The 22,797-nt window shown below is 38.9% G+C and carries 20 protein-coding genes; 3 read left to right on the top strand and 17 right to left on the bottom strand.

All coding sequences use genetic code 11. From position 1 onward, the window contains the following. Positions 1–6 precede the first annotated feature (6 nt). The 6 genes from ACLLO5_RS23420 to tyrS form a co-directional block, all read right to left on the bottom strand. On the bottom strand, positions 7–1,743 hold the full coding sequence (locus ACLLO5_RS23420) for a R3H domain-containing nucleic acid-binding protein (RefSeq protein WP_413176170.1): 1,737 nt from the start codon (positions 1,741–1,743) through the stop codon (positions 7–9). 59 nt (positions 1,744–1,802) lie between these two features. Continuing rightward, entirely contained in the window at positions 1,803–2,939 is a 1,137-nt protein-coding gene (gene ldpA / locus ACLLO5_RS23415; protein WP_413172894.1) for a circadian clock protein LdpA, read from the bottom strand. A 91-nt stretch (positions 2,940–3,030) separates the two neighbouring features. Then, positions 3,031–3,600 (bottom strand): hypothetical protein, encoded by a 570-nt coding sequence (locus tag ACLLO5_RS23410; RefSeq protein WP_413172893.1) that lies wholly within the window; start codon positions 3,598–3,600, stop codon positions 3,031–3,033. 130 nt (positions 3,601–3,730) lie between these two features. Beyond that, positions 3,731–4,186, bottom strand: a complete 456-nt coding sequence (locus tag ACLLO5_RS23405) for a hypothetical protein (RefSeq protein ID WP_413172892.1) — start codon at positions 4,184–4,186, stop codon at positions 3,731–3,733. Positions 4,187–4,369: 183 nt separating this feature from the next. Further along, positions 4,370–5,086 carry an orotidine-5'-phosphate decarboxylase gene (pyrF, locus tag ACLLO5_RS23400; RefSeq protein WP_413172890.1) on the bottom strand — a complete coding sequence of 239 codons (717 nt, stop codon included), beginning with the start codon at positions 5,084–5,086 and terminating at the stop codon, positions 4,370–4,372. A 29-nt stretch (positions 5,087–5,115) separates the two neighbouring features. After that, entirely contained in the window at positions 5,116–6,312 is a 1,197-nt protein-coding gene (gene tyrS / locus ACLLO5_RS23395) for a tyrosine--tRNA ligase (protein ID WP_413172888.1), read from the bottom strand. Positions 6,313–6,485: 173 nt separating this feature from the next. On the opposite strand from tyrS, the gene ACLLO5_RS23390 reads away from it, so the two are divergent. After that, positions 6,486–8,408: a transglycosylase domain-containing protein gene (locus ACLLO5_RS23390; RefSeq protein WP_413172887.1), complete on the top strand. Its 1,923-nt coding sequence runs from the start codon at positions 6,486–6,488 to the stop codon at positions 8,406–8,408. Positions 8,409–8,537: 129 nt separating this feature from the next. Here the strand turns inward: ACLLO5_RS23390 and ACLLO5_RS23385 are convergent, their stop codons facing one another. Together ACLLO5_RS23385 and ACLLO5_RS23380 are read right to left on the bottom strand one after the other, a co-directional pair. Then, on the bottom strand, positions 8,538–8,861 hold the full coding sequence (locus tag ACLLO5_RS23385) for a DUF1825 family protein (protein WP_013191130.1): 324 nt from the start codon (positions 8,859–8,861) through the stop codon (positions 8,538–8,540). Positions 8,862–9,231: 370 nt separating this feature from the next. Further along, a complete protein-coding gene (locus ACLLO5_RS23380; protein ID WP_413172885.1) occupies positions 9,232–10,167 on the bottom strand; it encodes a J domain-containing protein in 936 nt (311 codons plus the stop codon). Between the two features lie 312 nt (positions 10,168–10,479). Between ACLLO5_RS23380 and ACLLO5_RS23375 the strand changes: the two genes are divergently transcribed. Both ACLLO5_RS23375 and ACLLO5_RS23370 read left to right on the top strand, forming a co-directional pair. Further along, positions 10,480–10,854, top strand: coding sequence for an NINE protein (locus tag ACLLO5_RS23375; protein ID WP_413176169.1), 375 nt, complete (start codon positions 10,480–10,482; stop codon positions 10,852–10,854). 13 nt (positions 10,855–10,867) lie between these two features. After that, complete coding sequence (locus ACLLO5_RS23370) at positions 10,868–11,398, top strand: helix-hairpin-helix domain-containing protein (RefSeq protein ID WP_413172884.1); 531 nt, start codon at positions 10,868–10,870, stop codon at positions 11,396–11,398. Between the two features lie 75 nt (positions 11,399–11,473). On the opposite strand, the gene lepB is transcribed toward ACLLO5_RS23370, so the two are convergent. The 9 genes from lepB to ACLLO5_RS23325 form a co-directional block, all read right to left on the bottom strand. Further along, entirely contained in the window at positions 11,474–12,046 is a 573-nt protein-coding gene (gene lepB, locus ACLLO5_RS23365; RefSeq protein WP_413172882.1) for a signal peptidase I, read from the bottom strand. 340 nt (positions 12,047–12,386) lie between these two features. Next, positions 12,387–12,902: a nucleotide exchange factor GrpE gene (locus ACLLO5_RS23360; RefSeq protein WP_413172881.1), complete on the bottom strand. Its 516-nt coding sequence runs from the start codon at positions 12,900–12,902 to the stop codon at positions 12,387–12,389. Then, positions 12,895–13,509, bottom strand: coding sequence for a molecular chaperone DnaJ (locus ACLLO5_RS23355; protein WP_413172880.1), 615 nt, complete (start codon positions 13,507–13,509; stop codon positions 12,895–12,897). Before ACLLO5_RS23355 ends, ACLLO5_RS23360 begins: the two co-directional genes overlap by 8 nt. 40 nt (positions 13,510–13,549) lie before the next feature. Beyond that, positions 13,550–15,976: a peptidase M, neutral zinc metallopeptidase site gene (locus tag ACLLO5_RS23350; RefSeq protein WP_413172879.1), complete on the bottom strand. Its 2,427-nt coding sequence runs from the start codon at positions 15,974–15,976 to the stop codon at positions 13,550–13,552. Then, complete coding sequence (locus ACLLO5_RS23345) at positions 15,973–16,479, bottom strand: LysM peptidoglycan-binding domain-containing protein (protein ID WP_413172878.1); 507 nt, start codon at positions 16,477–16,479, stop codon at positions 15,973–15,975. Before ACLLO5_RS23345 ends, ACLLO5_RS23350 begins: the two co-directional genes overlap by 4 nt. Further along, the gene (locus ACLLO5_RS23340; RefSeq protein ID WP_413172877.1) at positions 16,476–18,674 is read right to left on the bottom strand and encodes an Hsp70 family protein; all 2,199 of its coding nucleotides are present in this window, start codon (positions 18,672–18,674) and stop codon (positions 16,476–16,478) included. The genes ACLLO5_RS23345 and ACLLO5_RS23340 overlap by 4 nt, the downstream gene beginning before the upstream one ends. A gap of 287 nt (positions 18,675–18,961) precedes the next feature. Then, positions 18,962–19,798: an adenine-specific DNA-methyltransferase gene (yhdJ, locus tag ACLLO5_RS23335; RefSeq protein WP_413172876.1), complete on the bottom strand. Its 837-nt coding sequence runs from the start codon at positions 19,796–19,798 to the stop codon at positions 18,962–18,964. Positions 19,799–20,153: 355 nt separating this feature from the next. Further along, positions 20,154–21,344: a hypothetical protein gene (locus ACLLO5_RS23330; RefSeq protein ID WP_413172875.1), complete on the bottom strand. Its 1,191-nt coding sequence runs from the start codon at positions 21,342–21,344 to the stop codon at positions 20,154–20,156. Positions 21,345–21,838: 494 nt separating this feature from the next. Continuing rightward, on the bottom strand, positions 21,839–22,591 hold the full coding sequence (locus tag ACLLO5_RS23325; protein ID WP_413172874.1) for a hypothetical protein: 753 nt from the start codon (positions 22,589–22,591) through the stop codon (positions 21,839–21,841). Between the last annotated feature and the right edge of the window lie 206 nt (positions 22,592–22,797).

Genomic DNA, 22,797 nt, shown 5'->3' with positions numbered 1-22,797 from the left:
GTGAAATTACGCCGGATAAATCCTTAACCGCCGGTTTGGTTCTTCTCCAAAACTATGGGACTTGAGCCGATAATGTTCTACCAACTCATGCTGAATTTTTCTTACTTGCGGAGAACGGGGTAATAACTCCACAGGTTGACCTTTAGGAATGACAATTTGCTCAACTGCAAGTCTGGCTTCTTCCAAAGCGTCTATTTCGTCATCACTCCCACTATGCAGTAATAGTTGTAATTCTCGGTCATCGCCGATTTCTGGATCTTCGATATTCAGTAACCGCCGCAAACCGCGAGTAATTTGGGGAATTGTACTGGATTTAATCACATGAATGGGTACATGACGAGCCTTGGCCATTTGCCTTAATTTAGCGTGGTTTTTGACGTGCGATCGCAACGCTAAAATTGCATCGGCACTATCTATATCTTTGGTCAAAACCACAGGCAAAGTTAACACACTAATCACCTGTTCCAGTTGGTGACGACTCACCCCATAGGGGTAAATATGCAAAGGCAAATCTTCCCCATTGGGACCGGCTGATTTAGTCTGGCTAAAATCAATACTTTCAGAATAATTGAAAGATTCATCTAGCAAGCGGTCAAACTCGCTGCGTCCTGTCACCCGTTCCCGTTCTAGAGATAAAGGTGGTAGAGCCACCATTTGACCAGAACCACGCCAGCCATTAACCTGTTTCACAGCCGGAAAAGATTCTTCCTCACTAGCTAAGTTACCGCCACGACCCTGAACCACAGATAATTGTCTGGTAATGGCCACTTTGCCATTTTCATCCACACTTCGTGTTTGTGGATTAGCTTGACGACCTCTTAATAGAGTATCCACTGTATCAGCTACGCTTTCATGCACTACCCAGCGTTGCCGTTCCATCATTTCCACAGCAATCTCAAAGGTAGGTGGCGCTTTACGTTCCAAAACGGTCTTTTGTGAACCGCGTCGTCTCGCTTCGTCATCTCCCAGCGTCACCGCTTGAATACCCCCCACCAAATCAGACAGCGTGGGATTTTTGATCAGGTTTTCAATTTGGTTGCCGTGAGCAGTACCAACTAATTGTACACCTCTCTCCGCAATTGTACGGGCTGCTAAAGCTTCCAATTCTGTGCCGATTTCATCAATGACAATCACCTCCGGCATATGGTTTTCCACTGCCTCAATCATCACTTGATGTTGTAATTCTGGCTTTGCCACTTGCATCCGGCGAGCGCGGCCAATGGCAGGATGAGCGATATCACCATCACCAGCGATTTCATTAGAAGTGTCAATAATCACCACTCGTTTATTTAAGTCATCTGCCAATACACGGGCAATTTCCCGTAAAGCGGTGGTTTTACCCACACCAGGACGACCTAACATGAGAATGGATTTGCCAGTTTCTACCAAATCGCGGATCATGCCAATTGTGCCAAATACCGCCCGACCGACACGACAAGTTAAACCAATAATTTTGCCTGTGCGGTTACGGATAGCACTGATGCGATGTAAAGTTTGCTCAATTCCTGCCCGATTATCTCCACCAAAGGTTCCGACTCGTTGAATGCAATCATCTATTTGTGCTTGAGTGACGGGAGTTTCGCTCAGATACTCAGCTGCATGGGGAAACCGAGCTTCTGGGCGACGACCTAAATCCAAGACCACTTCCACTAGATAATCTCTTTTAGGATGATTTTCTAGTTCTTGCCGTAGGTCTTGAGGCAAAATGTCCAGTAACTTTTGGAGATCGTCTGTAATCGTCATGCTTTCTATGGTGAGAGATGGTGACGTTGTGAGAGATAACAAATGAGCAATGAACACTCTTACTTTGACTTAATCTGAGAAACGAGAGAATGAGCAAGTTTCACAGCTTGCCATAGTAGTTCCGGTTCATCTTCGAGGCGTAGATTTGCTTTGACACTGGTAGTAATCACCTCCTTATTTTCTAACTGTTCAAGAATCGGTGACAGCAATACACGGGCATAACTGCCGTAAGCAACACCGGAGATCAAGGCTGAGGAGAGAAATTCTTCATTCCCCCCTGCTCCCCTGCTCCCCTGCTCCCCTGCCTCCTGAAGCATTCCCATCTCCTTCAGTTTAGGAACAGTGTAGCTATTAGTACCCCCTGCTAACTGCACATATCCCGGTAGGTTTGCTGCCAAAACTTTTTGCCCTAGTTTCACTGCTGCTATGGTAGTGCCATCGCCGATGTCACCACTCATAGAGCGCCCGTCTGTTTGCCAAATTAAAATTTGGGGACGGGGGGTGATGAGGTCATAAATTGCTTGGAGATAATCAATCAGCCCTTCTCCATCGTTACAGCTGATAGCTATTAACTTTAATTTATCTGCCCAAGGAGCGATCACTACCCACAAACGCTGGAATTCTTCCAAACGCCCTACTTTTGTATGAATTTCTATGGCATCTATTCCCGTTGAAATGATCAATGGTGCTATCGCTCCCGGAGTTGATATATAAGATGCTGCATTTATCATCTCATAAGGACAAACTGGAATGCAACGACCGCAGCCATAACATTTTTCGGCAATAATTCCTGAAAAGCTATCTTTTATACCGTTAAACACAATCGCTTGTGCGGGACAAATTTTTTCACAGGGTCTGGGGCAATCTACGGGACAATAATTAGCATCAAATTCTGCTTTTCTAAAATGTGGGTCTTCTCCATCGTTGAGGCTGACCATGAGTAAAGGTAACTCACCTTTAAAACCAAACCCTTGCCTTTGGGCTTCCTTAGCCAGAGCCTTAGCTGCTTGTAAACCTGCTTGGGCTGCGGCAATCACTGCCGGATCAGCTGCCACATCTATGCAGTCAGCACCCGCCAAAGTGTAGGCTAAGGTTAAATTTCTCACCGCAGGTAGATGTTGGTAACTGGCTCCACAAATCAACTTGAACCAGTGACCTTGTTTTAGGGATTGTAAAGGGGCTAACAGATTAGTCACACTTCTATTATGCGTTTTTCAATATCAAAATTGCAGCCCTTGACCAAGAAAAAATTTTAGGACTTAGGCATGGGATAGATTTTTTTAATTTTTAATTTTTATTTTCATTGCAGTCTCGTAGCCACAGTTTAACACCTTGAGCGATCGCACTGTTACTACTATCCCTTGGTGGTGCTACAGGTTGTTTGACTGGATATGCACCTGTTTGGCTAAACATCATCACCACTTGCCAACCAATTTTGGTTCTGGTCAAAAACAACCAATGAAATTCTTGTAATTCTACTACTTTTTTACTTATATACTTGCGTTCCAATGTAGTAAAAAATACTTGCTCTACTCCCTCTGATTCATATTTTTTAACGGTATCAATACCGGGATTTAAAGGCAAAGGCTGGAATTCAGGCTTTCCCGCTACTAAGATATAAGTGTAAATATCAACACTTCTGTTCAGACGACGAGCGCGTTGGATTGCACGGTTGGTGTAGCTAGGTAAATCTAGCATTAACTGAGTAGTTAAAGTTTCTAAACTTTGTTCCGAGCAGGAATTACTTACTTCTGATTTAACAGGTTTAGGAATGATATTTTTAGAGAATGCAGGGTCAACAAATGCAAAAGAAATCAATAGCCAGCAAGGACATAGCATCACTAAGTTCCTAAACATCAACCAGCTATTTTTTCTCCTTTGTCCTTTTGTATTCATGAGATAAAATTTACACCCTTGACACCAATTTAATGTGAGGTTACACAGAATCTTGACTATATCTTATTCTATGTAGCTTTATTTTCGATGCTTAAAGACTGAGAGGACACCTTTGGGGTCGAGTGCTGTGGACAATACTAGAACGGTATAAAGGCTCTTGTACGGTAGGTGTAACACCTATTTCAATACTTAAAGATGCCATTTGGGGATATTTATCTAAGAGCATTTGAACTAGTTTTTTATTCAAAATTTCCCAAAAATCTGCTTCATTTGGGTAATTGACAAAAAACTTATCAATATCTTTTCTAATTGGTACAAAATCAGGATAAGTATTTTGGGCGATCGCTTCTGGTGTCATACGGTAAGCAACTTTGACATTGAGGATTGCTCCTCCCTGATGTTGAATGGGATAATTAGACATTTGAAATGTAAATACTTCTTGATGCTGTTCACATTTTAGGACTGTTTGAGATAAAGCAGGTGATATTGATATATTAAAGGACAGAATTAAGGCACTAGTAGAAGCCGACAAAAGTCTATATTTCATAAACATTCCTGGTATACGGAAAACTCAGCAATAAAGAGACTCAAGGGACTTTAATCGTATGGAATTTTTGTCAAAACGAGTAATTGTCACCATTTTTTTTAGAGTTCAAAATAGAAGACCCCACAGATAAATCTGGGGGCTAATAATTGAATCAAAAAATTTCCTCAAATCCACCCATTAAACTCATTTTTTCGATAATTCTTCGCTAATTTTCTGCCAAGCTAATTCAGGGTCAGATGCAGCAGTAATCGGACGACCAATCACCAGATAATCTGCACCAGCTTTAATCGCTTGGGAAGGGGTGAGCGATCGCTTTTGGTCTCCTTGATCAGCCCAACTGGGACGGACTCCCGGACAAACGAATAAAAAATCATTCCCACAGGTTTCCCGCAGTTGTGTCACCTCTTGGGGAGAACACACGACCCCATCTAATCCTGATTCTTGAGCTAAAAGCGCCATTTGTAAAGCAAATTCTGGTAATTCCAGAGGAATTTTTAAATCAAACGCCAACTGTCTAGCAGAAATGCTGGTTAAAAGGGTAATAGCGATTAACTTGGGTGGTTGTGTACCTGCTTTTTCTGCTCCTACTTGTACTGCTTCCATCGCTGCTTTGAGGGCATCTTTGCCGTTAGTAGCATGAACCGTCAACAAATCCACACCATAACCAGCAGCAGCACGACAAGCACCTGCAACAGTGTTGGGGATGTCGTGAAATTTCAAATCGAGAAAGATCCGCTTTTGTCGGGATTTGAGAATTTCCAGAATTGTGGGGCCTGTACTGGTAAACAGTTCTAAACCGACTTTCCAGAAAGTGACTTGGGGAAGTTTATCCACAAGAGCGATCGCACTTTCTAAATCTGGAACATCCAAAGGAACAATAATCCGTTCATCTGCATTCATCTGCGTTCATCTGCGTTTCATTAACTAAATCATGGAACAAGACGGACAAAATTCTTTTTACCCACTTGCAAAACCTTACCGACTAAATCCCCCGGTGCTGCAAAAGTTGTATCCACATCAGTCACCTTATCACCATCTAAACGCACACCACCCTCTTGAATTTTACGTTTACCTTCGGCGGTACTTTTACATAGACCGGTAGCACCAAGAATAAAAGCTAATTTAGCGGGAAATTGAGCAATATCAGCTAGGGAAAACTCTGGTAATGTGCCTTCCTTACCACCACTTTTTGCTGCTTCCTTGGCCTCATTTGCTGCTGCTTCCCCGTGATATTGACGGACAATTTCCCAGGCTAAAAATTCTTGGCGATCGCGTGGATTTTCTGGCAAACTATCCAAGGGTAAATCTGTCAATAATTCAAAATATTGTGACAGTAAATTATCTGGCACAGCTTGGAGTTTTTGATACTTTTGGGAAGGATGTTCAGATAACCCCACATAATTATTTAAAGACTTAGACATTTTTTGTACACCATCTGTACCAATCAAAATTGGCAACAATAGCCCAAATTGAGGCTTTAATCCAAAATGGCGCTGTAAATCTCTGCCTACAGCAATATTAAACTTTTGATCAGTTCCACCCAACTCCACATCAGCCTCAACCGCTACAGAATCATAGCCCTGCATTAATGGATACAGGAACTCATGTAGAAATATTGGATTCTCTTTTTTATAACGTTCCGCAAAACCTTCTTTAGCCAACATTTGTCCCACCGTCATCGTAGAAAGTAACTCCAAAATTTTCCCCAAATCTAGACGGGAAAGCCATTGGGAGTTATAACGTACCTCTAACCTACCAGGTGTGTCAAAATCTAAAATAGGACGTACTTGATCAAGATAAGTTTGGGCATTTTGTGCCACATCTGCCTCTGTCAGTTGACGACGGACATCAGACTTACCCGTAGGATCACCGATGCGTGCAGTAAAATCACCAATAATTAAAACAGCCGTATGACCAGCATCTTGAAACGCTCGCAGTTTTCTTACTGGTATACTATGACCCAAATGAATATCCGCACCCGTCGGATCAATACCCAATTTTACCCTTAAAGGACGATTCGCATTGACCAAACGCTTTTCTAAACTTTCAGTTTCATGATCATCATCATGGGGTTGAGGAAAAATTTCTGCCACACCGCGATGCAGCCAAGAGAAATTTTGAGTCATACTAGAGGATTCGTTATTAACTACACTTTGCACTTGAGAAGTTAAGTTTATTATGTTCACCAAAAAATTATCCGTTCTCTGCTCTGCCAAACTACTATAATTGCAAAAAATTAACCGTCTTTTTTCATTTAATGAATTACATTTAAATTTACTAGTGAGGAAGTGAGATCGCCGTGTCGTCTAGGACTTTTGAAGACAAACAACCACAACAACAGACTTCATCTGGATTTGAGTTTTTTAAAGGAGTAGGTCAGGTAACTGGCGGTACTCTGCTATCTATCACCCTGCTAACAAGCTCTATTGTAGCCGGAGGACTAGTTGGCCTAGCCATTAGTTTCCGTAATTTGCCAGATGTTAGACAATTACGTAACTTTTTTCCCTCAGAAACTACTTACATATACGATATTAAAGGTAAATTATTAACAAGTGTCCACGGTGAAGCCAATCGGGAAGTTGTACCCCTAGATAAAATTTCCCCCAATCTGAAACGGGCAGTATTAGCCAGTGAAGACGGTCACTTTTATTCTCACCATGGGATTAATCCTAGTGGTGTTGGTCGGGCTGTAGTAGTAAACTTGGTGGCAGGTGGTGTAAAAGAAGGTGGTTCTACCATCACCATGCAGTTAGTAAAAAACCTGTTCTTATCTCATAAGCGTGCTTTTACACGAAAATTAGCCGAAGCAGTTTTAGCAATTCGGTTAGAACAAATTCTTTCCAAAGACGAAATTTTAGAAATGTACCTCAATCAAGTGTATTGGGGTCATAATAACTACGGTGTCCAAACAGCGGCTCGCAGTTACTTTAACAAATCAGCAGAATTTTTAACTTTGGGTGAGTCAGCAATGATGGCGGGTTTAATCCAAGCCCCAGAAGAATTCAGCCCCTTTTCTAGTATGAAGCTGGCAAAACAGAAACAAAAGGAAGTGCTGGGGCGGATGCTGGATTTGAAGTGGATCACCCAGAAAGAATACGATGATGCTCTCAAGCAAGAAATCAAACTAGGGAGAATTAAGTCATTTCAAGGCAGCGCCCTACCTTATATCACCAATACGGTAGCCCAAGAATTGGCGAAAAAGTTTGGACGTGATGCACTACTAAAAGGCGGAATGCGGGTGCAAACCACTGTTGATGCCAAATTCCAAATGATGGCAGAGGAAACGGTCATCAAGTGGCATAACACTTTACTGAGTCAAGGGTTATACAAAAATCAACTTGCTCTAGTAGCGATTGACCCCCGCACACATTTTGTTAAAGCCCTAGTTGGTGGTGTAGATCCTAAAGCCAGTGAGTTCAACCGCGCTACCCAAGCCCAACGTCAACCTGGATCTTCTTTTAAACCTTTTGTTTACTATACTGCCTTTGCTACTGGCAAATATGCTCCTGATAGCACGGTGGTAGATTCTCCAGTCAGCTACCGAGACGGTAATGGTTGGTATTTTCCCAGAAACTATGATGGTGGCTTTAGCGGTGCAATGTCGATTCGGACTGCTCTGGCTCAGTCTCGAAATATACCAGTTATTAAGATTGGTAAAGCTATAGGGATGAATAAGGTGATTGAAACTTGTCGGACTCTGGGGATTATGAGTCCGATGGAACCTGTGACTTCCCTGCCTTTGGGTGCTATTGGTGTCACTCCCCTAGAAATGGCTAGTGCTTACGCTACCTTTGCTAATTATGGCTGGCAATCGCCAGCAACTGTAATTGTAAGAGTTACTGATAGCACCGGGAATGTGTTACTCGATAACACACCTAAACCCCAGCGAGTTCTTGATTCTTGGGCTTCAGCAGCAATTATAGATGTGATGCAATCTGTGGTTACTAGTGGTACTGGTAAAGGTGCTGCTTTAGACAGGCCAGTAGCTGGTAAGACGGGAACAACTTCTTCAGAAAAAGATATTTGGTTTGTGGGTACTGTACCACAACTTACTACTGCTGTTTGGGTAGGAAGGGATGACAACAGACAATTATCCAGTGGTGCGACTGGTGGGGGTATGGTTGCTCCCATTTGGCGTGATTTTATGGTCAAAGCCTTAAAAGACGTACCTGTTGAGAAGTTTAAGTCACCTTCTCAGTTCCCTCGTCCTAAGTCAAATTAGGAGGCAGGAGGCAGGAGGCAGAAGGCAGGAGGCAGGAGGCAGAAGGCAGGAGGAACTTATTTTATTTTTCCTGTTCACTGTTCACTGTTCCCTGTTCCCTGTTTCCTGTTTCCTGTTCCCTGTTCCCTGTCATGACTGTTTTTCTAACTCTGCTTTCATTCTTTGCAGAGTGATATTCATCTGCTCAAACATTTGTTGGGGGGTGACACCAAACTGATCCAACTGAGTTTTGAGTTGTTGGATGGTCATTTGTGCCATGAAGTCTTCTGATAGCTCGAAACGCTTCATAAAGATGCGATATCGATCCATCATTGCTTCCATTTGCTCAATAAACAGCTTTTTGCCCTCGCGGTCAAATTTGCCGTAGTTGTTGCCAAGTTGAATCAGCGATTGATAATCTTCAAATAGCTGCTTGGCTTCGTGCTGAACTATCTCAGAGTCGAAGAATCCCATTTTGCTTTTATTCAACTGAGTTCTATGACTCAGTAACTTAAAATTTTTCCTCTATTCATATTTTAGTCTAGGGGACTCATCTGGGGAATAAGCTTCGGGTTTAGTACGGTTGTTTACCGAAATTCCACTACTTGACCGATGTAGGGTTTGCTGAGAAAGTCTTCTCGTTTAGGCAGGGAACAGGGGAGGATGAGGGAGATGGGGAGGATGGGGGAGATGGGGAGGATGAGGGAGATGGGGAGGATGAGGGAGATGGGGAGGATGGGGGAGATGGGGGAAATATTTTCTTCTTATCCTCCTGCCTCCTGCCTCCTGCCTTCTGCCTCCTGCCTCCTGCCTCCTGCCTCCTGCCTCCTGCCTCCTGCCTCCTTCAAGAATCATGACCTGAGAGAAAGCGACTTAATAAGCTGGCTATGCTTAAAGCTTTTGAGATCGATTTAGGATTAGATTTGTCAGCGGTTTCCATTTTCAGTAGAGTTGCGTATTTCAAGGCTAGTGGGTGCTTTGGATTGAGTTTTAAGGCTTGACGTATATAAACTTTTGCCATTCCTGGGAAGTTCTGTTGAAAATGCACTACTCCTAGTAAGGCGTAATGGTCGCTGTTGTTTGGCTCTAATTTGATGGCATCACGCAGTTCTTTGACCGCCAGCGCCCATTGTGCTTGTTGTGCATACTGAACAGCTCGCTCGTAGTGTCGTTGAGCGTAGTTGATGGCAGAGGGTTTAGAATTATTGTCTTCAGATAATACCAGTGTAACTTTTGGGATTTCTGGACGAGGGACAATTGATTTGGATTCTTTTGTTATTGTTTGTGTTTCAAGGTTGTTGTTTTTTGATAGGGATAGATAAACTAAATTTAGTTTAGTTATATACTTAGTTATTTGATGTGATTTTTGCAGGGATTTATATTGGGATGCTACGCAAGCAGCGATCGCTTGTTCATAAAAGAAATCAGCTTCTTGTGCTGAAACTGGCATAATTTGCATATTTATAGCTTTTTTTAACTCGGATAAGCTCTGCTTATCTAAGGATGTTGCTTTTAATTGTAATGTCGATACTATGTTTAGACGTTTCTTCTCTTGTTTTAATAGCTGGTAAGCAGGATTGATTAAACGAGTTAATATAATTCTAGACAGTTCTTTATCGGTACTTTCAATATTTATATAGTTGTCAGGATGTAATTGCTTTGCTAAAGCATGATAACGCTTATAAATCTGACGATCATCAGCGTTCACAGAAACTCCCAACACAGCATAGGGGTCAATAAGTAATTCAAGTATTTCTGGTGGAAGGGAGTTTTGGGACATTGTTGTAATATTTGCAAATAAAAGCTTTAAAGTATGATCAAAGCTAAATGCAGACTTTTCTTGGGAATTAGGTAAATTGGTGTAGATTTTCTACTATTTTAAGTGATCATTTATTTTATATGTATTGATGCAGTTAGAATTTAATTTACCTAGATTGTCAAGAGTAGCAGTTACCTGTCGGCTAAATCCATACAATAGATTCAGATATGTGTTTTTTCTCCTAAATTATACTAAGGTTAAATTAATACAAGTAAGTATGGGTTAGGGGTGTCTCATGTTCGGGGTTTTGGTATTTGGAGATTGATGGAGATGATGTTAACTAAACGGAAAAGTCGAAGTATTGCTGCTATTCTAGCTTTTTCTGGTACAGTTACAATTTCAGGTTTACACAAATTTTATTTGGGACAGCCATTATGGGGAATTTTGTATGTCTTGTTATCTTGGACACCAATTCCTAAGGTCGCTAGTGCTATAGAAGGGGTTTGGTATCTCACCCAAGATGAAGACGCTTTTGACCGGAATTTTAATTTAGGTCAGTCAGTGGTGAAGAGTTCCCCACAGGTAAGTAATAACATAGAATCAGTAGCTAATGCTTTGCGTGAGTTGGATGCACTCCGCCAAGATGGATTAATTTCTGAGTATGAATTTGAGCAAAAACGCCGCCAGATGCTTGATCAAATTTCGTGACGTAAGTAACACAATGAATAACTGGCTACCGATCAATCTCAAATTGCAAAAACTCCGTGCTAAATTGCTCAATGATCCTTACTATCGTCTACAATCTGGGGAAGAAATTCAGATGGCGGCACAATTGGGGATGCGTATTGATGCTAATCAAGCAAGTGTAGATGATTGGCTACGCTTACCGGGTTTGTCTATTCACCAAGGACGATCGCTTGTGGAACTTTCACGTTCTGGTGTAAAATTTTACTGTATTGAAGATATTGCTGCGGCGTTAAGTGTACCGGTTCATCGAGTAGAACCTCTCAAACCACTGCTAAATTTTAATTACTATGATGATGAATCTTTAGTTAATACTAAGCACATTAATCCAAATACAGCAACGGTAGAAACTTTGATGAATATTCCGTTGATGGATTTATCTCTAGCGCAAGCAGTGGTACAGAATCGCCTCAACCAAGGGTCTTACCGCAATCTGGTTGATTTTCAGCAACGGTTACAACTGTCTGGTGAGGCGATCGCACAGTTAATGTATTATTTGCGGTTTTAGAAAGAAGGGAGATGGGGAGCAGGGGAGCAGGGGAGCAGGGGAGATGGGAGAAAGATTTTCAGCAATGACCAATGACTAAATTAAACCGATGCGGTCTAAAGGCCAGAAGCGAAAAGTGGCGCGACCGATGAGGTTTTTGCGGGGTAAAAAGCCCCAGTAGCGGGAGTCATTGCTGTCGTTACGGTTGTCTCCCATGACAAAAAATGCGTCTTCGGGAACTTTAACTGGTGGAAATGGTTGATTAGGGGGTTCTGCAATGTATTCTTCTTGTAAGGGTTGACCGTTGAGGTAAACTTTACCTTGAGAAACACTAATTACTTCTCCTGGCCGACCGATAACGCGCTTGATAAAGGCTTGATTTTTGTCATATCCGCGACGTTGTAATTCTGGTGGTGATTGAAATACGACGATATCGCCAGTTTTGGGAGGCTGAAAACGGTAGGATACTTTTTCTATGACCAAGCGATCGCCTGTGTGTAAGGTGGGGTACATTGATTCTGATGGGATTAACCGGGGTTCGGCGATAAATGTCCTAATCAGCAATGCTAAGGTGAGTGCGATCGCTATTAAGGTAAAATTTTCTTGCCAACCACTCCATTTTTTTGGCGATGTGGAAGTTTCTTTAATATTACTTTTGTGAGGATTCATACAATTTTTCGGGGAGTTTAAAATTGGAACTATATTAGGGAACAGGGAATAGGGAACAGGGAACAGGGAACTTAAAATTCTTTTGATGTCTAAGTCGATCTGAATTTTATGATCACTTTCTGTTTAAAGGTAGAATTATTAGTAATTTTGGTTCTGTGTGAACCCATACAAATAATCTGAATATTAACAAGAAAGAATTTAGGAGTCAGGAGTCAGAATTGAATTCTGTGCGACTGGCGAATGAACGGGTTTAATTCCTCCACCAAATCCATCACTGATTGCATTCTGTAGCTTGCTTCCCGCAGGGTATTCTGAGTTCTTATTTAATTTATAGTTTCGTCTATATTACATTACCATCTACACTTGATTCTAAATTTGGTTCTACTTTGGCGGTAATTACTTCTGTAGGGCGCAAAATCTTTTCACCCCACCGAAATCCACGACGGACTATTTTTGTAATCGTTTGGTCTGGAACATCTGTTCTTTCTTCTCGATCAATTACACGACATAGGTTAAAATCTGGTTCTGTATTTTCTAATTCTATGGGTATGAGTTGACGTTTTCCAAGTACGCTCAGAAACTTGCGATTAACTGCGGCTATGGAACGGGGTAAGCGTTCTATAAATTCTGGACTGGGGTTAGGGTTGTTTTGCAGATAGTCTAGTAATGCGTCTAATGCATCAGCAACTTCCAAAAGTTCTAAAAATAAATCTTCGGTTTCTGCTGTTTTTTTGGTTTCCTGTTCTCGTAAAGATTGCTGTAAAACAACATTTTCTTTTTCGAGATTACCAAGTTTTTGAATAAGTAGATTGCGTAATTCTTGGTTGATAAAATAAGTTGTATTTAAGTCAGACACGGCGACTCTCTTTAGTTAATATTGCTAAGATTTTTTTAACCCAAGTGTTGACTTGGGGATGACTATGATTAATCAAGGACTGACAAAGGGCGATCGCTCTCTGTAATTGTCCACCCATTTGATAGGCTTTAATCAACCACATTGTAGCTTGCAGATAATCTTGGCTATTGCGTTCTCTACAAGTATGGCAGTAGTCTTCCAAGTATTTTATCGCTTTTGGGTAACGTCCCTCTTGACAAGCAGCAACGCCTTGGGTAAATAATTCTGATAAGGGTAGGGGTAAGGGTTCCCGTTCTAGGTTTTCTTGTTGGCTGGCTTGTGCGATCGCTAAATCTAAATCATCAAATTCTGGTAATAAAGATAAAGTGGGTGCTGGTTGTTTTAAAGCTGATAAATCACTATATTTGAATCGCTTAATAGTTGGTAAGATCGGACGCAGATAATCAGCAATAATTCTTTCTTCTGATTTCATCAAGCTCTTTTGGGCTTTAGCAATCACATCTATCGGATATTGCTTGCGCTTCATAGCTAAAGCTACAGCTTTGGTAATTTCTGCTTTTGATGCGGCTTGAGATACACCTAATATATCGTAGGGGTTATTTTCCATATCCATTCCCAAATCTAAAACCTAAAATTACTCTGACTTTTTAACACAACTTTAAACCCCGGTAAATTTCTTGAAATTCTGGTTCATCTGGACATATTTCATAAGCCCAACGTCCTAGTTGTAGCATGACTTCATGATCATCTAAACTACCTTCTTTTAATCCATTAATTAATATATCTATAAAAAATTCAGCTACAACATAACGAATTCGTTCTCGTTTTGAATGTCTAGCTTTTCTCACCATTGCTTCATGCTGTCTAGATTTGAACAGCAAATTAATTTCTTCTAATTCCTGATTGAATTCAATACTTTCTATAATATCATTAACAACGGGATTACTGTGATCAATTTTTTTAATTTCTTGCAGCTTTTTTAGAGCTTGATTGAGAGAAATTTGCTCATCAACAAGTTTTTGTCTAATTTCTTCTGCTTGATATTCAGCCAAATAACTGCGAGAATAGTCACTATCTATAATATCATACCAGAATTGAGCAAATTCTAAATGTTCAGAAAAATCCGAGATAATTTGACGTTGAGAATGACAAAGTTTATCTAGTTCTTGTTGCCAATCTTGATTATCTTTAATTTCTGCTTTTGCTTGCCTGAGTTTTGGGATTGCTTGTTGCCATTTTTGCTGTTGTAAATAATAGCAACCTTCGTAATAAGCAACGAAATCATCAGCAAATTTTTCAACTCCAATAGTCGGTTTAGTTGTAGGTTTAATTTGAATAGCTCTTTGAAAGTCTCCTTCTAAGCAAGCGGCTACAGCTAATCCCCAATTTGTATAAAGGGAATGAAGAATTTTTTGATGAGGATGTATTTTATATACGATAATATTTTGCCATTGGGAACTAAATCTATGATAACAGGCTGGAGTGATGAATACATCATTGACTTGCATTCCTGAATTGGCAGGTTCTCCCATAAATCTGAGCGCAACTATTTCCCAACGATAGCGATCGCGCAGATTTAAATAATTCTCAATATCCTTATCTTTGATATAATCAATGGCTACTTCTAATCGACGTTTTAATTCTAAAGATACCGCTGGATAATCTACAGCTTTATTCCCCAACCAAGGAATATCTTTGAGGCTATAATCATTGGTTAAATTTGCTAGACTTGTAGATAAAGCAATAATAAAATCCACTAATTTATGAGGATATTTTTGGGAATAGTAATAAGTTGTTACTGTCCAATTGTGCAAAGTAATGATATTAGGATTAACAATCCAGAAATGTTTCATTTTATTAGCAATATTGTCCCAGTTTGAATCTTTCCAAATTTTGACTTCTAAACTTGGTTGAATATATTCTTGCAAATTAGCTTCTACTAAAGCATTATTACCAAATTTTTGGATAAATTCTATACTGGCTGTTTTAGCTTGCTCTAATTTTTCAGCCCTGATCAATTCTTCAATATGATGTAAGCATAACAAACGTTGATATTGAGAAAAGTGTTTCAGAATTTCTCGTTGCTCAGTTATTGATTCAGAAGATATATCTTGCCATTCTCGATAAGCTAACTGCAAATTTCCTTGTTTAGCTAGTGAAAAACCTCGCAGATAAGCAGCTTGTTGTCCTGATACACCTTGTAAATAAGATAGTGCATTTGCCCAATCTTGCATTTTAATTGCTACTAAACCTAAACGAATTTGGCAATCTTGAAAATCAGGTACAAAGGATTTAGCATTTTCATATAAATATTTAGCTCTGGGGAAATCACCAACTTTTTCTGCTGCTAAACCCTGACGGTAGAACTCTCTACCTTGAACTGTAGTTTTGAGTTTTTGGAGTAAATCAAATCCATCAGCACGAGGAAAATCTATTAAAGCAGATTCTAAAATTGTCACTGCTCCCTGTAATTTTCCTTGAGATTCAGCTTGCTTTGCTTTTTGGTAAGCAGAATTATAAATTTCTTCTTGGGAAACTAGGGTAATAGCATCAGAAATAGCTTGTTTGATTGCATCTGTAGAGTATAATCTTTCAGCTTCTTGATAAGTAGTAATCGCATTTTTGAAAAAGCGGTTTTCTATATATAAATTTCCTTGCGTTACTAATAATTGAAACTGCTGTCGCTGTTGCAATTCTTGTTGGCATTGTTGAATAGTTTTTAATACTTGTTCATCTTTAATAATTCTACTATATAGCTGATAAATACCCAGGGCATCCGATAAAGCTTGAGTTGCTAAAGGATCACCAGTATCATGACTCAAAATCAACTTAGCTCTATCAGCAAGTTTATCTGCTTCTGTGAGTTGTTTACGCCATTCTTTTGATTGTTGTTCTAACCTTTCCACAAGATTACTGATTAATAATTTTCCCAGCAACCGTTCCCAAAAACTAGGTTTTTCAGCCCAAAGATTTAGGGCTATTTCCGCAGTGTTTACAGCTTCTCGCAGCTGCTTATCTGCTGCCAATTTTTCAGCTTTTTGGCTTGCTTCCTTGAGGCTATCCAGGATATTCATTCAGTTGTCTCCTGACAGTTGGGAATTTTTAACTCTTCCTCCGGATCTATATAGTAGTTTTCGCGGTTTTGCAATTGGGGATTGGCTTTAACGATCTTTTCCCAAGTATTAGCATTTCCACAGAATTTTTCAGCAATTAAACTTAGGTTATCTCCTGGTTTCACAATGTAGATATTTGATGTTAGTAATTTTGGCTGTAGAGTATTGTTTGGTGATTTAGATTTACTAACTACTGTAGAATTAGGAACAGCAATATTTGCATTATATAGACGAGGTTGCATGATCAAAAAACTTCCTCCAACTCCCAAACTAATACCTATGATTAGCATTAAAAAAGCAACTCCCAAAGTCCAACTATTAATTTTTTTTTGTAGTGGTTTTTTTTCAATTGGGAGTAAATCATGAAGTGTGCGAATTAGAGCAAGATCAGTATCACAATTAGGACAAATGTCACCTGCAAGTTCTTGATATCCACACACAGGACAGTTCAGTTTAGTATTCATTTTGTGAGTCCTGTGACAATGCTGTTACTGGGTAAGTCTTGATTTAGCCAATGTTGTACATCTGGTTGTAGTTCACGCAATAATATTTCCGATTCATTGGTATCACCATTTTCCATCGCTTTAAGCATACGGTAGAGTTTATCAGACATAGCATTTGCTTGGGTAGGTGCAACTACATTAGCTTGTTGGATAGCAAGAACACAAGCTTGAATAATCTTGACTGCATCGGGTAAATTATTCAGTTCTAGTCTAGCTTCTTCACTTTTATTTTCCATTGCCGAGAGATTATTATGCTGAATAGCAGAAATTAATTCTTGACTCAACCTTTGTAATCTTTCTTGCTGTGGTTCAGGAATCATAAAATCGCACAGTTTCATTATGCGATCGCATTCATTTATCAAAGTCTCAGCTTCTAACCGTTCTGAAGACATATTAATTTTAAACTTCCGCAAATTTTCTCCAGCGCGATCGCGTAAATCGATCCGTTCTTCTCCTGACTTTAAATCAATAATTTGGTTAGCTGACTGCACAACTGGTACTGCTAATTTTAAAGCTTCTTCCACACCAAAAGCAGTTAGATTTTGATTGTTGAGTTCCTCTATTGCTTCCTCTAATTCTTTATATATCTTTTCATCAGCACCACCACGAGAAAAATTACAACTAACTTTTACTGAAGGATTATTTTTCAAAATAGCCGTCATTTTTAAATCGCTATTTTTTTCATCCAATTCTAAATAAACAGTAATTTCTGTTCCTGCTGGAAATTTTTTCTCTAAACCCAGCCACATTTCCCCAATTCTTTCATCATATTTATTACCCACTTCATCAGGACTAAAAAACTGAAAATGAATCAACCGCTGTCCTTCAGCCACAGTTTTAAAAGTGTGGGATGTCGTTACAGGCAAAATATCACCACGATTAATTACCTTGGTATATTTACCATCTGCCAATTTAATTGCATAATCGCGGGAAACAGTAGTTACTTTATCTGTTTGTCCAGCAGCCACAATAGCCGCACCCTCAGCTACTGCATACATCGGTCGCGGATGAAGTAATACTTTATTACCAAAAACATCCTTCAGTTTGCGTTGTACCAGAGGAATTTGGGAAGAACCACCCACCAACAAAACCACATCTACCATTTCCAAATGATATTCAGCATATTCCAAAGCTTGGCGACAAATTTGTAGAGTTTTTTCCACCAAATCACCAATCATTTCTTCAAATTGCTGGCGGGTAATTTCTACCTCAATAGGAATAGCAATTCCTAATTCATCAAGTAATTGAGTAGCGGGGTTAATTCGCGCCATTTGAGAATTACTTAATTCTACTTTTGCCCGTTCTACCGCTACCTTTAAATCAGCATTAAATCGTACTTTTTGATAATAGGGCATTTTCGCAATCAAGCTATCAATATCATTAATTCTTTCTTGCTGCGCGACTTTTTCTTTCACAAACTTGATCAAACGTGAGTCGATATCATCACCACCTAACCACAAATCACCCGCCTTTCCCTGTTCGATAAATTGAGTTCCAGATGCGGTAATTACTGAAGCATCAAACGTACCACCGCCAAAGTCATAGACCAAAATCGTCTTGACATCATCGCTATTAGGTGAAAAACCGTAGGATATTGCCGCCGCAGTCGGTTCTGGTAACAGTTCTAAAGGAGTGAGTCCAGCTTTTAGTGCAGCAGTGCGGGTAGCGTAGCGTTGCTTATCGTTAAAATATGCAGGGATGGTAATTACCGCTTGGTCAATCACTTCCGACGTTTTACCGAATCCTTGACGATAAGCTTGGGCATTCTGCACCACTTTTTTGAGAATTTCCGCTGAAATATCCTCTGGTTGGTATTCTTGACTTCCTAACCACACCGCAATACTATTGTCTGTTCCCTGAGTCGGTTGGGCAATTTTGTAACCAAATTCCGATTTTTGTTTTTGAACTGTTGAATCCCCAAAACCCCTACCCATCAAACGTTTGATAGAAACAATTACATTTTCTGGATCATGCCTTAGTTGGTTATAAGCCTGTTCTCCCACCAAAAATTTACCTTGGTCATCAGCAATTACAGAACGAGTGAGTTTCCGATCTGGGGGTGTGTTATCGTTAGCTGTCACCACTTCTACTTCTGCCAACTTGAAAGCAGCGACAGAGTTAGTTGTTCCCAAATCAATACCGATTGCTTTGCCCATTGGTGAAATGTTACCTTTACTATATATATAATTGTTTTTGATACTAGTTAGGTGTGCTGCCACTTAATAACGCGCTATTTGGTGGCATTGGCTGATTATTATATGATTAATACATATACAGTTAACCAGCTACTATAGAAGATTTACGTAAATTACCCAAAAATTTCTATAATTATACTAGTAAATACAGCAATTTCCGTAAATTAGGCACAATAATTTAGGACGGCAACTGGAAAATTAAGATATAACCTGTGTTAGATAGACGCGCAAAGTGCTGTATTAATTCCTTAATCTTCACAACTTGAATGCTTATAGTTTTTATGAGGTTGTAAAAGTTTTTCTCCTTTATATTCTTGAATATCTAAAACCCGTCTTAAACCAATTTTTAGATATTCTGCTTGCAATTCAATACTTATGGATTTTCTCCCTAAGCGTTTAGCTACAGCAGCAGTTGTAAAAGTTCCAGCAAAAGGATCAAGTATTAAACTTTCTGCATGACTACTTGCTAAAATGATTCTTTCTAATAATGACTCTGGTTTTTGTGTAGGATGGTTTTCATATTCTGCCATGCGATATCTCACACGGGGAAAATACCAAGCATTACCGGGGACTTTTTCTGTATTATAGGGAGTTGGGATTGATTTTCTGTAATCAATTAATTGACGTTGTGCGCCTGTTTTTGCTTCAATTTTGATATTATCAGCATTAAAAATGTAATCATTTTTATTTTTTACACAATGCAGAATAGGTTCATACATTGACCCAAAGTATTTTGTGGCTTGCACTCCAGAACTATCGTAATGCCATATTATCCGACTGAGAATGGTTAATTTTTTTCTCAAGTAAATGTCAAAATAAGGCATTGCTTGGGTACTTGTCATTACATAGAGTGAACCATGGGGTTTTAATGAACGAATACATTCATCAAGCCATTGATATGACCAATTTACATATTCTGCTTCTGATTCCCATTTATCATGAAAATTACCGAATTTTTTACCTATATTATAGGGAGGATCGATAAAAATTAAATCTACTGATTCTGAAGGAATATGATTTGATAAAATGCTGATAGCATCGCCGTGAAATATGGTATGTTCTTGATTTTTATAATGTTCTATCATTATAGAGTCTAGCTAGTAGATTTTTTACCTAAATATTGCCTGGTGATACCTCCGGTAATCTGAATTGTATAGGACTTACGCAAGTATCACAATCTAGTCTCTTGTAGGATACGTCAGATGTGGAAAATCTGCTGATATTAACCAATATATAGGTCTGATGCACCTTAATGATATGCCAGTTGTGTAAGTCCTGTTAGCAACACGCTATGCAAAAACTGTCGGTTTGCTAAATATAATTAGGACTTACGCAAGATTTGACTAAAAACCTTATTTTTGCGTCAGTCCTGATAATAAAGAAAATGCTGAGGTATGACTAACTTACAAATTAGACTTATCAGCATTAATCACATTACTATTAAATTTTGGTGGCAATAATAGCAAAACCTAAACGTGGTGACTTGATTGTAGGAGTACAATCATTGCTGTTAACTATACATTTTTGAATTATATAAGGAGTGTTTACGACTTTTACAGAAACTTTATAACCAAGCAAATTCTGTGTTTGTTTTTCTGTCATCATTAATACGATTTGTTCAACACTTAAGTTGATGGCAGTTTGAGAAAAGAAAATACTCATAAAGGTAATTTCAGTTCTTAATTTCTCCTCAATTTGACGAATAAACTCTGCACTATATGTACCACCTGAAAGAATAGAAGCAATTACATTAATTCCTTGGTTTTCTGCCGATGCCCAATTAACAAATGATTCTGAAGAAAAATAGACTATTGAACCTGCATGACTAGCAATTATTTCGTTTTTGACATCATTGTAAGTATCACGATTTGCGTCTTTAAATAAAGGTGGTGTAAAACTCACTGTAGTTAATAAACTACCCAAGGTAGGCATTTCTCCATTGAGAATATTCGTAATTGCGCTGGCATCTACTTTGTAGTTACCAAGATTACCCTGACCACAGTTAATAATAGGTTTACGTTCAGAGGTTAACACATTAAAAGTGTAATCGTATTTACAAGTAGTTGAAGCAGTCGCAGATACAACTTGTTCTGGTGTGATTGTCCTTATTTCCATTTCTACATAAGGCACTTTTTCTCTGCGATAATTAGTAAAATATTCTGGTACTTTTGTGCAAGCTTTAAATCTACCACTTCCTACACATTGTTTATTCATTCTGACATCGGGATAAGGAACATCTACCCAACGCCATTTATTTACAGGAACTTTTGTTTTTACCGCGGGAATTGTCTTATTCCAAGTATGTTTAGCCCGAATATTTATAATTAAAGAAATTGTCTTACCTATGACATTATATTCAAGCTTTTCAATCTGATTTTCACTCTCATTACCTATTTTTACTACATTAATGCTAGATAAAATTCTATTTGCTGTTGATTGCCATTGACTGGCAATTGCATCCAATTGAGGAATACAACTAACCATTTTTTGATCTATAGGTTGAAGTAAGTTAATTTTTTCAGGCATGGTCATTGGGTCTTTTGCACAGGCTTCAATATTGTATGCTTTTGCTTGCTGTGATAGTCCTAATAAGGTAAAAATAGTTAATGCAGACACTAGTTGAGATTTCATTTTTAGAGCCTCGAATCATGGCGAATAAGTAAGTATCAAGCAGGAGAAACTATTGCAGATTTGGCATGACAAAACGTAATTTAATGTTGGCTGCAACATCAAATTTAATTAGTATCTGCAATCTTTTTTAACTAGGACTTACACAGATGGGAGATTAGTATGGTGCGTCAGATTTATAAATTGGTTAGTATCAACATATTCTCGGCATCTGAAGCACCCTACAAGAGATTTGATTGTGATACTTGCGTAAGTTCTATTAACTTTTAGTCCGATTAGATGAAATGATCGGCTTAGGTAACAACAAATATCAGGTTGAATTTTGCTTTAGCCAATCTACCTCAATACTGCTCGGTTGAACAAAGTGAAACCCAACAAACCCTTATAAATGTTGGGTTATGCCTTCGGCACACTGCGTGAACGTTCCTCAACCCAACCTACATAATTTCATTGTTTTGAGCTTAACCGACAAGTATTGCAATCTACCTATATCGGCTTTATTTTAGTTGAGGTAAGGTAAAAGTCATGAAAAAATCAGATTGATTGTTAATTCCTGCATTAATCGGTCCTATTTGCTTTTCTAAAGCTGTTTTGACTAATCCTTCCTCAATCCCTAGCTTAGAAGCTATTAAAGAAGTTCCAGATACGATTGCAAATTGTCGTATATCTAGTCCATTAAATATGCTTAGTTCTTGAGTTAATTGAGGTGCAAGTTTAGAACCAAGATATTGACCTGCTAAACTGACTCCCTCGGCATACCATCTTCCTTCTAATCCTTCTAATTTAGGATCTCCTATATTACTGACTATTGTTTTGTTATTACTAATTTGAATGCTAAATAGCTGGGTTAATCTTCCGCTGGCAGATACCCAAGGAGTATAATGTTTCTTTCCAGTTACAGGATTTTTGAAAATAAATTCTCTATGTTCTGCTTGAATTACTCCACTAACTTGTAATTTATCTCCTACGATTTTGCAGTCTGTATCTTTTAAGGTAAAACGATTAAAATTTGTATTTTTTAATCGCTGTTCATTAATTTTTAGGGTTTGTCTTAAAACCCCTTCCATTAAATCTTTGGGAATTAACAGTGTGGCTACATTCCCTTCGAGCTTTAAACGAGGAACAAAGTTAGGCACAACAGTATTAAAATTAACTGCTAATACCTTCTGTTCATGATAGCTAAAGGGTGCTACAACTATTCCCAAGGTGAGTGTAGCTAAGGTCATACCAATTGCTAATTGTTTATTCATTGTTGTTGCTGAGTGATATTGTGTGATAGTTTCGCTCTTTTTTTCTACGAGAGCCTACGTCAATATTGTATGCATCGCTTGTGTGATATCCCCTCTGAAAAGTTGGGGATATGAATATTGCTTATGTAAATAATCTACTGCTTTGGATAAAATTTGATGGTCAGCAAAGGTCGGAAAAAAGTCGGATGTTTTTGGTATATCTACAA

The sequence above is a fragment of the Anabaena azotica SJ-1 genome, from assembly GCF_047275885.1.
Classification (GTDB): domain Bacteria; phylum Cyanobacteriota; class Cyanobacteriia; order Cyanobacteriales; family Nostocaceae; genus Trichormus_B; species Trichormus_B azotica_A.
The sequence above is the reverse complement of the archived record's forward strand: the minus strand, read 5'-3'. Positions and strand labels throughout refer to the sequence as shown.

Bases quoted from the DNA above. Each gene is read 5' to 3' on its own strand.
- ACLLO5_RS23420 (WP_413176170.1), bottom strand. From the start codon at position 1,743: ATGACGATTACAGACGATCTCCAAAAGTTACTGGACATTTTGCCTCAA.
- ACLLO5_RS23410 (WP_413172893.1), bottom strand. From the start codon at position 3,600: ATGTTTAGGAACTTAGTGATGCTATGTCCTTGCTGGCTATTGATTTCT.
- ACLLO5_RS23405 (WP_413172892.1), bottom strand. From the start codon at position 4,186: ATGAAATATAGACTTTTGTCGGCTTCTACTAGTGCCTTAATTCTGTCC.
- pyrF (WP_413172890.1), bottom strand. From the start codon at position 5,086: ATGAATGCAGATGAACGGATTATTGTTCCTTTGGATGTTCCAGATTTA.
- tyrS (WP_413172888.1), bottom strand. From the start codon at position 6,312: ATGACTCAAAATTTCTCTTGGCTGCATCGCGGTGTGGCAGAAATTTTT.
- ACLLO5_RS23385 (WP_013191130.1), bottom strand. From the start codon at position 8,861: ATGGGATTCTTCGACTCTGAGATAGTTCAGCACGAAGCCAAGCAGCTA.
- ACLLO5_RS23380 (WP_413172885.1), bottom strand. From the start codon at position 10,167: ATGTCCCAAAACTCCCTTCCACCAGAAATACTTGAATTACTTATTGAC.
- ACLLO5_RS23375 (WP_413176169.1), top strand. From the start codon at position 10,480: ATGTTAACTAAACGGAAAAGTCGAAGTATTGCTGCTATTCTAGCTTTT.
- ACLLO5_RS23370 (WP_413172884.1), top strand. From the start codon at position 10,868: ATGAATAACTGGCTACCGATCAATCTCAAATTGCAAAAACTCCGTGCT.
- lepB (WP_413172882.1), bottom strand. From the start codon at position 12,046: ATGAATCCTCACAAAAGTAATATTAAAGAAACTTCCACATCGCCAAAA.
- ACLLO5_RS23355 (WP_413172880.1), bottom strand. From the start codon at position 13,509: ATGGAAAATAACCCCTACGATATATTAGGTGTATCTCAAGCCGCATCA.
- ACLLO5_RS23350 (WP_413172879.1), bottom strand. From the start codon at position 15,976: ATGAATATCCTGGATAGCCTCAAGGAAGCAAGCCAAAAAGCTGAAAAA.
- ACLLO5_RS23345 (WP_413172878.1), bottom strand. From the start codon at position 16,479: ATGAATACTAAACTGAACTGTCCTGTGTGTGGATATCAAGAACTTGCA.
- ACLLO5_RS23340 (WP_413172877.1), bottom strand. From the start codon at position 18,674: ATGGGCAAAGCAATCGGTATTGATTTGGGAACAACTAACTCTGTCGCT.
- yhdJ (WP_413172876.1), bottom strand. From the start codon at position 19,798: ATGATAGAACATTATAAAAATCAAGAACATACCATATTTCACGGCGAT.
- ACLLO5_RS23330 (WP_413172875.1), bottom strand. From the start codon at position 21,344: ATGAAATCTCAACTAGTGTCTGCATTAACTATTTTTACCTTATTAGGA.
- ACLLO5_RS23325 (WP_413172874.1), bottom strand. From the start codon at position 22,591: ATGAATAAACAATTAGCAATTGGTATGACCTTAGCTACACTCACCTTG.